The organism is Pseudooceanicola batsensis HTCC2597 (genome assembly GCF_000152725.1).
GTDB classification, from domain to species: Bacteria; Pseudomonadota; Alphaproteobacteria; order Rhodobacterales; family Rhodobacteraceae; genus Pseudooceanicola; species Pseudooceanicola batsensis.
The window spans coordinates 2,050,194-2,062,995 of the sequence record NZ_CH724131.1 but is presented as its reverse complement, the minus strand read 5'-3'; the positions used below and the strand labels follow the sequence as shown (position 1 = coordinate 2,062,995).

The following is a 12,802-nucleotide window of genomic DNA, read 5'->3' as shown; positions in this document are numbered from 1 at the left end:
GCATGGATACCCGTGTGAAAATCTGCGGCCTGAGCCGTCCCGAAGACGTCGCCGCGGCCGCCCGGGCGGGTGCGGTCTATGGCGGCTTCGTGTTCTTTCCGAAGTCTCCGCGGCATGTGAGCGTCGAATCCGCGAGAGAGCTGGCAATCGCCGCGCCCCCCGGTCTGGCCAAGGTGGCGCTGATCGTCGATGCGGATGACGATCTGATCGACCGGATCACCGCCACGGTCCCCCTGGACATGCTGCAGCTACACGGAACGGAGAGTCCGGATCGCGTCGCCGAGGTGCGGGCGCGGACGGGATTGCCGGTCATGAAGGCGGTCGGGCTGTCCGAAGCGGCGGATCTGGCGGCGATCGACCTTTATTCCGAGGTGGCGGACCAGCTCCTGATCGACGCCAAGCCCCCGAAGGAGGCGAGTATCCCCGGCGGCAACGGTCTGGCCTTCGACTGGAGATTGTTGCAGCAGCGGAAATACTGGAGCCGGCCCTGGATGCTGGCGGGCGGTCTGACCCCCGACAATGTCGCCGAGGCGATTCGGCTGACCGGGGCCCGGCAGGTGGATGTATCTTCGGGGGTCGAGGCGGGTCGGGGGATCAAGGATCCGGAGAGGATCGCGGGTTTTGTCGCCGCCGCGCGGGGTCAGGACAGGGTAACGGGCTGAACCCACCATCCCGGGCGGGCGAGGCGGCGGGTCATGGCTTCGGCTGCGGCGCGTGTGTCCGTCAGGGCGAAACAGGTCGCGCCCGATCCCGACATCCGGGCCAGCACGCACTCCGGATCGGCTTTGAGGGTGGTCAGCACCTCGGCGATGACCGGGGCCAGTCGGATCGCCGGCTGTTCGAGGTCGTTGCGCATCGCGGCCAGCCAGGCGGCCAGGTTGTCCGCCGTGGTCCAGACGGGCAACGTCCGGGGCATCGCCGGGTTCTCCTTGCGGGTCAGATGCGCGAAGACACGGGGCGTCGGCACCTCGACGCCCGGGTTCACCAGGACGGCGTGCAGGGCCGGCAGTGCGGGCAGGGGGATGACGTCTTCGCCCAGCCCCTGCATCCGGGCCGCGCGCGAGGTCAGGCAGACGGGCACATCCGCCCCCAGTCTATGGCTGTCATTGGGAAGCGGGCGACCGGAAAGGCGGTGAATCCCCCGCAGCACGGCCGCGGCATCGGCCGATCCCCCCCCGATCCCCGCGGCGGAGGGCAGGTGCTTTTGAAGATCGATATGGACGGGCCAATCCATCAGAGCGGCCGCCCGCACCGCCAGGTTTCCGGCATCCGCGGGGACGCCCTGCGCACGCGGGCCCGAGACCCTCAGGCTGCTCTGCTCGGCACGTCGGATTTCCAGACGGTCCCCGAAATCGGCAAAGACGACGAGCGAATCCAGCAGGTGGTAGCCGTCGGGCCTCTGCCCCGTCACATGCAGCGTCAGGTTGATCTTGGCCGGCGCGATTTCTCGCACCGGCTCATTCTCCGTCATGGATCAGCCGCCGTTGGTACTTTCGTGGGCCACCTTCAGCGGCTCCGCGCCCTCTTCGGCCAGCACGGCGTCGAGACCGACCTTGAGCTTGCGGCGAATGCGCTCCGCGTCGTCGGTGTCCGGCGCGAAGGAGAGGGCCCGGCTCCACTGGAACTCGGCCTCGAGATAGCGCCCGACGGCCCAGTAGACGTCGCCCAGATGATCTGTGACGACCGGATCCACCGGCATCAGCTCGGCGGCACGTTCCATGTGCCCGACGGCATCGTCGTAGCGCCCGAGGCGGTAAAGCGCCCAGCCCAGGCTGTCGAGGATGTACCCGCTGTCCGGCCGCGCTTTGGCGGCGCGCTCGATCATCGACAGGGCCTCTGCCAGCTTCTGCTGCTTTTCCACCAGCGAATACCCCAGGTAGTTGAGAACACGGGGATGTTCGGGATTGAGCTTCAGCGCGGCGCGGAAATCGGACTCGGCCTCGGGCCAGTGGTTCAGCCGTTCGTGGCTGATCCCGCGGGCATAGAGGACGAACCACTGGCTGCGGTCGTCGGCCTCGTAGAGCGACAGGGCGGTGTCATAGGCCTGAACCGCATCGAGATACCGGCTCATTCCGCGCAGGAGGTCTCCGCGCGTGGTATGCACGATCGGCATGTCGCCATGGGATTCCGAAAGCTGTTCCAGGACCTCGAGGGCGGCGTCGGTGCGGCCCGATTTGCGCAGGGCTGCGGCGCGGCCCAGTTCGGCGGCGTGGAAGGCCGGATTCTCTCGGGGGACCTGGCGGTAGGCGCGCGTCGCCAGGGCCGGACGACCCATATCCTCGAGCAGCTCCGCCGAAAGCAGGATCGCGTCGATGTGATCCTTGCGCAGCGCTTCGGCCACGCGCGAATAGATCAGGGTGTAGTCGTCGGTGGCCTCGCCGCGCAGGGCCGCGGCGACGGAATAGAAAATCTCGGCCACGCCGTCGGTGATCTCGGTGACATGGGTGAAAGGCAGGGTTTCGCCCCGGGTCAGACCGTCGCGCATCTCGGCCAGGCCGGGGTCGAGGTCGCGACCGAACAGGCGGTCGAGCAACGCGAGGGCATCGGCATTGCGGTCGAGCTGGCTGAGCACCTCGATCCGCGCGATGGCCCCCCGCCGGGTCATCTGGAGCGGCCCGCCTTCCTCATTGGCGTAGATTGCCTCCGAGGCTTCGAAATCGCCCACCATCGCGAGCGCCAGCGCCTTGTGATAGAGCGCGAAGCCGCGCAGCCCCTTGGTCTCGGCCACCGTGTCGAAGGCGTCGAGCGCGGCGGACATGTCGCCCGCCCCGAGGCGCGCCCAGGCGGCCATCAGGCCATCGACGAGCGGTCCGACGCCGCGATCCTCGGCGACACGATCCAGAACGGCCTGATGCGCGCCGGTCTTGAATTCATGCGCGGCAAGGATGGCGCGCGCGATCTGGCTCTGGATGCCGGCGTCTTCCATCCGCTCGGCCACGGAGACGGCGCGGGGCAGGTCCCCGGCCGAAAGCTGCGACAGGGCGGCGCCCTCGAGAAGCTGGGGATTGCGGGGATCCTCGCCGAGCGCGCGGATGTAGTAGTACACCGCCGCATCGAAATCTCCGGCCATCCGGGCCTGACGCGCCGCGAGATAATCGCCGGAGTTGCCCGCCTGCGCCGGTCCGGTCATCGCGGTCATAACCGCTGCCGCCACTGCCATGGCGGGCCAGAATCGTGCCTTTGTCATACCATCCCTCGCCTGTCTTAGGGTTCTCACAGACTACGGGATGCGCCTGCCACAACGCAATGCGGGGGAGCTTGGGCCCCCCCGCATTTCGCGAATTGTGATCTTCACATGACAGTGTTGTCAGAGGATCGCTCACATATTGGGATAATTCGGCCCGTCGCCGCCCTGGGGCGTGGTCCACACGATGTTCTGCGGCGGATCCTTGATGTCGCAGGTCTTGCAGTGGACGCAGTTCTGGAAGTTGATCACGAAGCGCGGCTTCTCGCCCTCTTCCTGCACGAACTCGTAAACACCGGCCGGGCAGTAGCGGGCCGAGGGGCCGGCGTATTTGGGCAGGTTGTCCAGAACGGGGACGTTCGGGTCCTTGAGTTTGAGATGCGCCGGCTGGTTCTCTTCGTGGTTCGTCATCGAGAAGGAGACGTTGGTCAGCCGGTCGAAGCTGAGCTTGCCGTCGGGCTTGGGGTACTCGATCGGGGTGTGATTCTCGGCGATCTCGGTCGCTTTCGCATCCGACTTGCCATGCTTGAGCGTGCCCAGCAGGGAAAAGCCCAGGGTGTTGGTCCACATGTCGAAGCCGCCGACCGTCAGGGATGCGGCGAGGCCGTACTTGGACCAGAGCGGCTTGACGTTGCGCACCTTCTTGAGGTCCTTGCCGATGGCGCCCGTCCGGACCTCCTCCTCGTAGTCGTGCAGCTCGTCCCGCGACCGCCCGGCCTTGATCGCCTTGTGCGCCGCTTCGGCGGCGGCCTTGCCCGACAGCATGGCGTTGTGGTTGCCCTTGATCCGCGGCACGTTGACCATCCCGACCGAACATCCAAGCAGGGCGACGCCCGGGGCGACCATCTGCGGCATCGACTGGTACCCGCCCTCCGAGATCGCGCGCGCGCCATAGGCGACCCGCTTGCCGCCCTCGAGCAGCTCGGCCACGATCGGGTGGTGCTTGAAGCGTTGGAATTCCATGTAGGGGAAGACGTAGGGATTCTTGTAGTTCAGGTGGACGACGAAGCCGATCAGCACCTGATTGTTTTCGAAGTGATAGATGAACGACCCGCCGCCGGCGTTGGAGCCGAGCGGCCAGCCCATGGTGTGGGTCACCGTCCCCTCCTTGTGCTTGGCGGGGTCGATCTCCCAGATCTCCTTCATGCCGAGGCCGTATTTCTGCGGCTCCTTGCCATCGGAGAGGCCGTATTTCTCGATCACCTGCTTCGAGAGGGACCCGCGCACGCCTTCGCCCAGGAAGACGTATTTGCCATGCAGTTCCATGCCGGGCTCATAGCCCGGGCCTTCGGTGCCGTCGGGGTTCCTGCCGAATTCGCCTGCGACCACGCCCTTGACGGTGCCGTTCTCGCCGTAGACGATTTCCGAACAGGCCATGCCGGGGAAAATCTCGACGCCCAGTTCCTCGGCCTGTTCCGCCATCCAGCGGCAGACGTTCCCCATCGAGACGATGTAGTTGCCGTGGTTGGTCATCAGCGGCGGCATGGGGAAATTGGGCACCCGCAGACTTCCCGCTTCGCCCAGGATAAGGAAATTGTCGTCCTTGACCGGCACGTTCAGAGGCGCGCCCTTTTCCTTCCAGTCGGGTATCAGGGCCGACAGCCCGCAGGGGTCCAGTACGGCACCCGACAGGATATGCGCCCCGACCTCGGACCCCTTTTCCAGCACGACGACCTCGAGATCGGCGTCGAGCTGTTTCAGACGGATGGCGGCGCTCAGGCCAGCGGGACCGGCGCCCACGATGACAACGTCGTATTCCATCGTCTCGCGCTGAACTTCGGACATGGTGTTTCCTCTCCCCCCGGGGGTCGTTTGCGAAATAAAGTTTCGCAGTGATTATCGTGCGGCGGTGCGGCGGGTCAATCGCGACAGGGCGTCAAAACCCGCACGGGGCCATAAGTCATGGCTTTTCCGCCGGCTCCGGCGCATCTCCCATAAGGTAACGCGGCCCCGGTCCGCGTCGAGCCGCCCTGTCCCCGGCTTTCCACCGGACCGCGGGCATGATGAACCAGCCGGCCGTCTTGCGGGACGAGGGTATCGGGCCGTCAAGAACACAGAGGGCGCCGGGCCGGATCCGGGCCGGGCCGCAACACGACCACGGGCCGGGCCGCCGTTTCGATTTCGACGATCACGACAGTATCGAGTGGGAAGTGGCCTCTTGCCAGCGGTGACCGGCATTTCTCTTGCATTTGCCCGCCCGATTGGGTGAGGTACCGTGAACTGAACGTTTTGCGAAGGGGCCTTGGTGCAAGGCCCCTTCGCTATTGCCGTGGAGGACCCGATGGAAAAGATCCCGATGACCCGCGCCGGTTTCACCGCACTCGAGGCCGAGCTGAAGCACCTCAAGAGCGTCGAGCGGCCGGCCATCATCAAGGCCATCGCCGAGGCGCGTGAGCTGGGCGATCTGTCGGAGAACGCCGAGTATCACTCGGCCCGGGAAAAGCAGTCTTTCATCGAGGGCCGTATCAAGGAACTCGAGGGCGTGATCTCGCTCGCCGATGTGATCGATCCCAAGACCCTCTCGGGGGCGGTGAAATTCGGCGCCAAGGTCACGGTCGTCGACGAGGATACGGACGAGGAAAAGACGTGGCAGATCGTCGGCGAATACGAGGCCGACATCGAAAAGGGCCTCTTGAACGTCAAATCCCCGATCGCGCGGGCTCTCATCGGCAAGGAAGAGGGCGATTCGGTCGAGGTGCGCACGCCGGGCGGCGACCGGTCCTATGAGATTCTTAAGATCGAATATAGTTGAATGGGGCCAAGCCGAATCTCTCAGCGGACCCGTCGATGATCGACAAGACCGACACGCAGCCGACACCGGTCGGCGTCTACGACAGGCAGGCCGAGGACCGGCTGAGTCCGGCCGAGGTCATCGCGCTGGTGCTGTCGGTCCTCTGGCTGGCGGGCGCCGGCGCCTTCTTCTTCGTCATGAGAAACGCTCCGGCGGAGGCGACCGGCTATGATCCGCTGACCTTCGTCATGGTCCTGCTGGGCGTCTTCCTGCCCGTGGGCATGTTCTGGGTCGCGGCCTCCGCCACCCGGTCGACCCGCGTGATCCGGCAGGAGAGCCGGCGCATCCAGGCCGCGATAGAGGCGATCCGCGACAGTCACCTTGCCGATGCACAGGGCGGAGAGGGCGGCGGCGACAGCATCACCCGCAAGCTGGACGAGATCGCGGCGGCGCAGCGCAAGACCGAGACCGCGCTGGCCACCTTCCATACCACCCGCACCATCGCGGCGGCGCAGACCGGGCCGGACGATCCCCCGGCGGTCGAGGAAGAGGAGCAGGCCGACCTGCCACTCGACACGGTCGAGGAGGTGGCGACGGCGCCGTTGCCCCGCACGACCTTCATCCGCGCGCTGAACTTTCCCGAAACGGCCGAGGACGAGGTCGGGTTCGCAGCCCTGCGCCAGGTGCTCAAGGACCGGCCGACCGCGAACCTCATCCAGGCGGCGCAGGACGTGCTGACACTGCTCAGCCAGGACGGCATATTCATGGACGACCTGCGACCCGACATGGCGCGGCCGGAAATCTGGCGGCGTTTCGCGCAGGGGGAACGCGGGCGTGTGGTTGCGGCGCTCGGCGGTATCCGGGACAGATCGTCGCTGGCGCTGACCGCCGGCCGCATGCGTCAGGATCCGGTGTTCCGCGACGCGGCGCATCACTTCCTCCGCCGGTTCGACCAGATGTTCGTCGCCTTCGAAGAAACGGCCACCGATCAGGAGATCACCGCCCTGTCAGAAACGCGCACCTCGCGCGCCTTCATGCTGCTGGGTCGTGTCGCCGGGATTTTCAATTAGACAGGCGGCTGTCCGGCGGTCAGATACCGTTCGGCCCGGGCAAGATCGTCCGGCGTATTGACGTTGAAGAACGGGTCGGGATCGGTCGCGGGAAAATCCGCCGCGGTGGCCGCGACGGTGTCGGTCCAGTCGCGGACCTTCCGGGTTCCTGCGGCCAGGGTATCGGCCAGCCTGTCGCGCAGTGCCACAGGCCACAGCGCACAGACCGGATGCACGCGACCGCCGCTTTGCGCAAGGGCGGGGCGGGGGCCGGTTTCTTCTAGGGCCAGCAGCAATTTCGGGACCAGGTCGCCCGGCAGAAAGGGCGCGTCCGCCGATACGGTGAGCACCCTGTCGTCGCCGCGCTCCGCCGCCCAGTGCATCGCCGCCAGGATCCCGGCCAGGGGTCCCGGCCGGTCCGGCACGGGGTCCGGCAGCACGGGAAGGCCGAAGCGCGCGAACCGGGCCGGCGGTCCGTTGGCATTGATCGCAAGGTCTTCGCATTGCGGCGCCAGCCTGTGGATGACATGCGCCACCAGCGGGCGCCCGCCGAGGAGGGCCAAGGATTTCTCTCCGCGTTCCATGCGACGCGACAGCCCTCCGGCCAGGATGACCCCGGGCGGCGCGATCACGAAGCCCGGCCCCGCCGCGCGCGGCGGGCAAAGGCGTGTTTGCCGGGGTGGCATGGTTGCATCGCGTTGCCGCTCGTCCTAGTGCTGTCGCGTCCTTGCATACGAGAATTTTCCGATGTCCTCCACACCTTCCTCGGCCTACTGGCGCGGGGTCCGCGACGGCCTGCCGTTCCTGCTGGTCATCGGGCCGTTTTCGCTCCTGTTCGGGGTCGTCGCGACCGAAGCCGGCCTCAACGTGCTCGAGGCGTTGGCGTTTTCCGTCGTCGTCATCGCCGGGGCCGCGCAGTTCGCCGCGCTGCAACTGCTGCAGGATAATGCGCCGACCCTCATCGTGATCCTGTCAGCCCTGGCCATCAACCTGCGCATGGCGATGTATTCGGCGTCGCTGACGACGCATCTGGGCGCGGCCCCGCTCTGGCAGCGGGCGTTGGTGGCCTATTTCACCGTGGACCAGAGTTTCGCGCTTGCCACGGCCACGTTCGAGAAGGAACGGGACTGGAGCCTGGCGCAGAAGGTCGCCTATTTCTTCGGTTGCGTCACGCCGATCTGCCCGATGTGGTACGTCCTGACGGTCGTTGGCGCGCTGATCGGCAACACCATCCCGCCCGAATTCGCGTTGGACTTTGCGCTGCCGATCACGTTCATCGCGATGATCGCGCCGATGCTGCGGACGGTGCCGCATCTAGCGGCGGCCGGTGTGGCGGTGACCATGTCGCTCGTGCTGGCGGGTCTGCCCCTCAACCTCGGCCTGCTTGCATCGGCGCTGCTCGGCATGATTGCGGGGGCCCAGGCCGAGCTCTGGGTCAATCGGAAACTCGCGAAGGAGGCACAGGGATGATCGACCCTCATGAACTCTGGCTGGTCATCATCGCGCTCGGCGTCGGCAGCTTTGCCCTGCGGTTCATGTTCCTGGGGCTGGTCGGTCGGCGGGAATTGCCGGAGTGGGCGCTGCGGCATCTGCGGTACACGGCCGTCTCGGTTCTGCCGGCCCTCGTCGCGCCGCTGGTCGTCTGGCCTTCAGCGACGGGCGGGCAGACGGACCCGGCACGCCTGGCGGCGGCGTCGGTCGCGCTCTGTGTCGGCCTCTTCACGGGGCGGGTCTTCGCCGCGATCCTGTCGGGGTTCGCCACGCTCTACGCGATGCTGTGGCTGGTGGGCTGAGACGCCTTCAGTCGTTTTCCTCGATCGTCTCGGACCGGGCGCCGGGAATCGCCGAGAACTGGGACTCGAGCTTGCGCGGATAGAAGGTCTGACGGATCGATTCGAACCCGGGCAGCCCCTTGAGGATGGTCGAGGTGCTCTGCGCGCAATGCGCCGCACCAACCGGGCCGTTCGCCTTGACCCGCTGCAGGGCCAGTTCGGCCACCTCGGGGGTGACCGGCACGGTCAGTTTGGTGACATAAAAGGCGCTGCGGGCATGTTGGCTCTGATAGGCCTCTTCCACGGAAGGGGAGAACCCGTAGAGAACATCGCCCGAGCGCACGACCCCCTGCGCCTTGAAGCTGCCGGCAGGGTCGAAGAGCACGCTTTCCGACCCATCCACCTCGAGAGCGGTGTGCCCGCCCGCGCCGCTGCGCTTGTTGATCACCGTGTAGAGCGTCAGCGAGGTAGGACCGGTGTTCCTGTAGGCGACGTTCGCCAGTTCCTGCGGCGGCTGGACTTCGGGGTTCCGGGTGCAGCCGGCCAGAACGGCTATTGCCGCCAGAGCAAGAAACAGGCGTTTCATCGTCGTCTCCTGTCAGGGCGGCGATGGCGCCCGAAAGTCTGTCAGCTGTTGAACAGAGCGAGGAAAATCAGGATCCCGATGGAAATTACGGCGACCCAGGTGGACATCTTGACGAAGCCATCGAAGGTTTTTTCCTGATCTTCGATATCCATTTCGCCGTGCTTGTGCTCAGCCATGACGTGGCATCCTCCAGTCGATTTTCGTGGGTTGATTAGCCGATCCCGCGGGGCCTGTCACGCCCCGGTATCGGCCCCGGTGGACTTTTCCAGATCGCGGCGCAGGCGGAACCCGATCCGGCGCGGCGCCTCCTGCTTTGAGACCTTTCGCATGGCGCGAAGCGTTACCGAAAGCTGCGAGACATGCTGGATCAGCTGGGTCCGGGAACCGGAGGCGTCCTTTCCGTAGAAGGTCACGATATCCGGATCGAAATAGCCCATCCCCTCGATCCGCAGGACGCCGGTCTCTCCGCCGACGAACCCCATCGCGACTTCGTGATCCGCATCCAGCGTTTCCTCGAAATTCTGAATATAGAGGATCAACCGCTCATAGGCCCATTCCGCCGGGCTCTTGGACTTGGCCGGCTTGGTCGTGACATGGTCGGGCAGCTTGCGCTCGCCCTCGGGCAGGGCGTCGTGGCGGCGCGGCATCGCGCTGTTCTCGTGAGCTTCGGCCGAGGTGGAGATATCGTCTTCTGTCATGTCGCCTCCCAGAGGTAGGCACCATCGTCGCGCAGGGTGCGGGTGGCGCGCCCGGACTTGTGAAGGTGCTGGAGATGAGCATAGGCCTCCACCATCGCAAGGCCATAGATCTCGTCGACGATCTCGCGCTTGAAAAGCGGCGAGAAACACTCGACCGCGACCTTCGGTTCGCGGATATGTTCGACCAGCCGGTCGAGCGCGGTGTGATGGTTCGCGATCAGGTCGTTCATGCGGCGGGGCAGACCCGTGAAGGGAAGCTTGTGACCCCCGATGACGAGCTGATCCTCGCGCGCGAGACCGCTGAGGCGTTCGCAGGCTTCCAGCCATTCCGCCAGCGGATCGGCCTCGGGCTCGGCGGGCTGGACACCCACGTTCGGACTGATCGTCGGCAGCACCTGGTCCCCGGCGATGACGAGGTTGTCGTCGCGCGACCACATGGTCACGTGCTCGGGCGCGTGGCCGTTGCCCATGTGCACATCCCAGTCGCGTCCGCCGGCGCGGATCACGTCGCCCTGCTGGATCCGCGTGTGACCGACGGGCACGGGGTGCACGATGTCGGAGAAGTTGAAGGGCCGCTCGGTCCTGCGCCGGTTCAGCTTGTCGCGCGGCATGCCGGCCCGCGTCCAGTACTTGATGGCGGCGGCCGAGGGATACTTTTCCTCGTCCAGAACCAGCATCCGGGTCAGCAGGTAGGAGGTGCGCGAGGCCCAGTGCTCGGCCCCGTGATTTGTCATCAACCAGCCCAGCATACCCACGTGATCGGGGTGATGGTGCGTGCAGATGACGCGGCGCAGCGGCTTGCCGCCGAGGGGGCCGGAGAGCACCGCCTGCCATTCCTCGACCGTGTCGGGCCGATGCGTGCCGGTGTCGACGACAGTCCAGCTGTCCCCGTCATCGAGGGCGACGACATTGACCCATTTCAACGCCATCGGCAGAGAGAACGAGATCCAAAGCACGCCCTCGGCGACCTCGACGGCCTTGCCCGGGTCCGGAATCTCGGACCACGGGAAGGCCAGCGGCGCGTGATCGGAGGGACTCAAGCCGTCAGTTCCTCGGTCGTCAGTGCATAGAGGTCCCCGGCGCCGCAGGTCGCATGCGCCAGGTGCCCCACGTGTTCAGGCAGCAGCCGGTTGACGTAGAACCGGGCCAGCCTCGTGCGCGGGCCATCGCCGCCCTCGGCCAGGGCGGCGCGCAGGTGGAAATGCGCGCCGAGCACGCGGGCGAACCCCGTGAGATAGGGAACCGCCCCGGCGAACCGTTCGTTCAGCTCGCCCCGCGAGACCATCCATTCGGTCGCTTCGCGCAGCGTCTCGGCCGCTTCCCAGAGCGATTCGCCCAGTTCCGGAAGGTCGGCGCGGGCCTTTTCGGCCGTGGCCGAGATCTCGTCGATCAGCGCGTTGGCCGCATCGCCACCGTCCATCATCTTGCGGGCCACCATGTCCATCGCCTGGATGCCGTTGGTGCCTTCGTAGATGGCCGTCACCCGGACGTCGCGGGAATACTGGGCGGCGCCCGTCTCTTCGACGTAACCCATGCCGCCGTGGACCTGCACCCCCATCTCCGAGACCCGCATGCCGGTGTCCGTCCCGAAGCCCTTGGCGATCGGGGTGAGAAAGGCCGCCCGCGCCTTCCAGGCCGCGTCGCCCGTCGCGGCGGCCATGTCGATGGCCACGCCGCAGGCCAGAGCGATGGACCGCGCGGCGAACGTGTCGGCCCGCATGGTGGCGATCATGCGCCGCACGTCGGCATGGTCGAGGATGGTTCCGGTGCCGCCCTCCGCGCCCTCGAGCGGGGTGCGGCCCTGCTTGCGCTCCAGGGCGTAGACGATGGCATGTTGCAGCGCGCCCTCGGCGATGCCGATGCCCTGCATGCCGACGCCGAGCCGGGCGTTGTTCATCATGGTGAACATCGCGGCCATGCCCTTGTTCTCTTCGCCGACGAGCCAGCCGGTCGCGCCATCGAACTGCATCACGCAGGTCGGAGAGCCGTGCAGGCCCATCTTGTGCTCCAGCGACACGACCCGCAGGCTGTTGGGATCGCCGAGGTTGCCATCCGCGTCGGGAATGTACTTGGGCACCATGAAGAGGCTGATGCCCCTTGTGCCGGCGGGCGCCTCGGGCAGGCGGGCGAGAACGAGGTGGCAGACATTGCCGCCAAAGTCGTGATCGCCCCAAGAGATGTAGATCTTCTGCCCGGTCACGGCATAGGTGCCGTCATCCTGCGCCACGGCGCGGGTGGTCAGCGCACCCACATCCGATCCGGCCTGGGGCTCGGTCAGGTTCATGGTGCCGGTCCATTCGCCCGAGATCAGCCTGGGCAGGTAGAGCTCCTTCATCCAGTCCGGGGCGTGATGTTGCAGCGCCTCGATCTGACCCTGCGTCAGCAACGGGTTCAGGCCGAGCGACAGGCACGAGGCCGAGAGGAAATCGTTCACCGCGCAGTTGAGCGTCTGAGGAAGCCCCATGCCGCCGTGTTCCGCAGGGGCGGCAAGCCCCAGCCAGCCACCCTCCACCAGCGCGGCATAGCCGTCGGCGAAACCTTTCGAAGTCCGTACAACGCCGTTTTCCAGGCGCGCCGGGTCTATGTCGCCGCTCCGGTTGAGGGGGGCGAAGACCTCGTCGGCAAGCTTTCCGACCTCGGAGAGGATCGCGTCGACGGTGTCGGGCGTCGCCTCGGCATAGGTTTCGGTCGCGGCGACATCGCCGAAACCGACCACGTGGTCGAGAACGAATTTGTACTCGGAAACGGGAGAGCGATACGGCATGGGATCCTCCTCGGTTTG

Annotated in this window: 14 protein-coding genes; 5 read left to right on the top strand and 9 right to left on the bottom strand. The window is 66.4% G+C overall.

What is annotated here, in order from left to right:
• The first annotated feature begins 2 nt into the window (after positions 1-2).
• Positions 3-662: a phosphoribosylanthranilate isomerase gene (locus OB2597_RS13835; protein ID WP_009806211.1), complete on the top strand. Its 660-nt coding sequence runs from the start codon at positions 3-5 to the stop codon at positions 660-662.
• Here OB2597_RS13835 and OB2597_RS13830 read toward each other — a convergent pair.
• The 3 genes from OB2597_RS13830 to OB2597_RS13820 all read right to left on the bottom strand — a co-directional run bounded on the left by OB2597_RS13830 (position 641) and on the right by OB2597_RS13820 (position 4,969).
• Positions 641-1,471 (bottom strand): 4-(cytidine 5'-diphospho)-2-C-methyl-D-erythritol kinase, encoded by an 831-nt coding sequence (locus tag OB2597_RS13830; RefSeq protein ID WP_009806210.1) that lies wholly within the window; start codon positions 1,469-1,471, stop codon positions 641-643. The two genes, OB2597_RS13835 and OB2597_RS13830, sit on opposite strands and share 22 nt — an antisense overlap.
• A 3-nt stretch (positions 1,472-1,474) precedes the next feature.
• Positions 1,475-3,187, bottom strand: coding sequence for a tetratricopeptide repeat protein (locus tag OB2597_RS13825; protein ID WP_238529723.1), 1,713 nt, complete (start codon positions 3,185-3,187; stop codon positions 1,475-1,477).
• A 132-nt stretch (positions 3,188-3,319) separates the two neighbouring features.
• Positions 3,320-4,969, bottom strand: a complete 1,650-nt coding sequence (locus tag OB2597_RS13820; RefSeq protein ID WP_009806208.1) for an electron transfer flavoprotein-ubiquinone oxidoreductase — start codon at positions 4,967-4,969, stop codon at positions 3,320-3,322.
• A gap of 496 nt (positions 4,970-5,465) precedes the next feature.
• Here OB2597_RS13820 and greA point away from each other — a divergent pair, with 496 nt between their 5' ends.
• Together greA and OB2597_RS13810 are read left to right on the top strand one after the other, a co-directional pair.
• On the top strand, positions 5,466-5,936 hold the full coding sequence (greA, locus tag OB2597_RS13815) for a transcription elongation factor GreA (protein WP_009806205.1): 471 nt from the start codon (positions 5,466-5,468) through the stop codon (positions 5,934-5,936).
• Positions 5,937-5,971: 35 nt separating this feature from the next.
• Positions 5,972-6,985, top strand: coding sequence for a hypothetical protein (locus OB2597_RS13810; RefSeq protein ID WP_009806204.1), 1,014 nt, complete (start codon positions 5,972-5,974; stop codon positions 6,983-6,985).
• Here the strand turns inward: OB2597_RS13810 and mobA are convergent.
• On the bottom strand, positions 6,982-7,596 hold the full coding sequence (gene mobA, locus OB2597_RS13805) for a molybdenum cofactor guanylyltransferase MobA (RefSeq protein WP_009806203.1): 615 nt from the start codon (positions 7,594-7,596) through the stop codon (positions 6,982-6,984). The genes OB2597_RS13810 and mobA overlap by 4 nt on opposite strands.
• Before the next feature lie 115 nt (positions 7,597-7,711).
• On the opposite strand from mobA, the gene OB2597_RS13800 reads away from it, so the two are divergent.
• A complete protein-coding gene (locus tag OB2597_RS13800; RefSeq protein WP_009806202.1) occupies positions 7,712-8,434 on the top strand; it encodes an AzlC family ABC transporter permease in 723 nt (240 codons plus the stop codon).
• Positions 8,431-8,757 carry an AzlD domain-containing protein gene (locus OB2597_RS13795; RefSeq protein ID WP_009806201.1) on the top strand — a complete coding sequence of 109 codons (327 nt, stop codon included), beginning with the start codon at positions 8,431-8,433 and terminating at the stop codon, positions 8,755-8,757. Before OB2597_RS13800 ends, OB2597_RS13795 begins: the two co-directional genes overlap by 4 nt.
• A gap of 7 nt (positions 8,758-8,764) precedes the next feature.
• On the opposite strand, the gene OB2597_RS13790 is transcribed toward OB2597_RS13795, so the two are convergent.
• From OB2597_RS13790 to OB2597_RS13770, 5 genes are read right to left on the bottom strand one after another with little or no spacing between them, the layout of a single operon-like run.
• Complete coding sequence (locus OB2597_RS13790) at positions 8,765-9,322, bottom strand: hypothetical protein (RefSeq protein WP_009806200.1); 558 nt, start codon at positions 9,320-9,322, stop codon at positions 8,765-8,767.
• Positions 9,323-9,363: 41 nt separating this feature from the next.
• A complete protein-coding gene (locus OB2597_RS13785) occupies positions 9,364-9,498 on the bottom strand; it encodes an aa3-type cytochrome c oxidase subunit IV (protein ID WP_009806199.1) in 135 nt (44 codons plus the stop codon).
• A gap of 57 nt (positions 9,499-9,555) precedes the next feature.
• Complete coding sequence (locus OB2597_RS13780) at positions 9,556-10,020, bottom strand: DUF6173 family protein (RefSeq protein WP_009806198.1); 465 nt, start codon at positions 10,018-10,020, stop codon at positions 9,556-9,558.
• Positions 10,017-11,060, bottom strand: coding sequence for an MBL fold metallo-hydrolase (locus OB2597_RS13775; RefSeq protein ID WP_009806197.1), 1,044 nt, complete (start codon positions 11,058-11,060; stop codon positions 10,017-10,019). Before OB2597_RS13775 ends, OB2597_RS13780 begins: the two co-directional genes overlap by 4 nt.
• The gene (locus tag OB2597_RS13770; protein WP_009806196.1) at positions 11,057-12,784 is read right to left on the bottom strand and encodes an acyl-CoA dehydrogenase; all 1,728 of its coding nucleotides are present in this window, start codon (positions 12,782-12,784) and stop codon (positions 11,057-11,059) included. The genes OB2597_RS13775 and OB2597_RS13770 overlap by 4 nt, the downstream gene beginning before the upstream one ends.
• Between the last annotated feature and the right edge of the window lie 18 nt (positions 12,785-12,802).

What these genes read in the sequence shown, in the direction of transcription:
- OB2597_RS13820 (WP_009806208.1), bottom strand. Translation starts at nt 4,969, where the DNA reads ATGTCCGAAGTTCAGCGCGAGACGATGGAATACGACGTTGTCATCGTG.
- OB2597_RS13795 (WP_009806201.1), top strand. Translation starts at nt 8,431, where the DNA reads ATGATCGACCCTCATGAACTCTGGCTGGTCATCATCGCGCTCGGCGTC.
- OB2597_RS13780 (WP_009806198.1), bottom strand. Translation starts at nt 10,020, where the DNA reads ATGACAGAAGACGATATCTCCACCTCGGCCGAAGCTCACGAGAACAGC.
- OB2597_RS13825 (WP_238529723.1), bottom strand. Translation starts at nt 3,187, where the DNA reads ATGACAAAGGCACGATTCTGGCCCGCCATGGCAGTGGCGGCAGCGGTT.
- greA (WP_009806205.1), top strand. Translation starts at nt 5,466, where the DNA reads ATGGAAAAGATCCCGATGACCCGCGCCGGTTTCACCGCACTCGAGGCC.
- OB2597_RS13835 (WP_009806211.1), top strand. Translation starts at nt 3, where the DNA reads ATGGATACCCGTGTGAAAATCTGCGGCCTGAGCCGTCCCGAAGACGTC.
- OB2597_RS13810 (WP_009806204.1), top strand. Translation starts at nt 5,972, where the DNA reads ATGATCGACAAGACCGACACGCAGCCGACACCGGTCGGCGTCTACGAC.
- OB2597_RS13800 (WP_009806202.1), top strand. Translation starts at nt 7,712, where the DNA reads ATGTCCTCCACACCTTCCTCGGCCTACTGGCGCGGGGTCCGCGACGGC.
- OB2597_RS13830 (WP_009806210.1), bottom strand. Translation starts at nt 1,471, where the DNA reads ATGACGGAGAATGAGCCGGTGCGAGAAATCGCGCCGGCCAAGATCAAC.
- OB2597_RS13770 (WP_009806196.1), bottom strand. Translation starts at nt 12,784, where the DNA reads ATGCCGTATCGCTCTCCCGTTTCCGAGTACAAATTCGTTCTCGACCAC.
- OB2597_RS13790 (WP_009806200.1), bottom strand. Translation starts at nt 9,322, where the DNA reads ATGAAACGCCTGTTTCTTGCTCTGGCGGCAATAGCCGTTCTGGCCGGC.
- OB2597_RS13785 (WP_009806199.1), bottom strand. Translation starts at nt 9,498, where the DNA reads ATGGCTGAGCACAAGCACGGCGAAATGGATATCGAAGATCAGGAAAAA.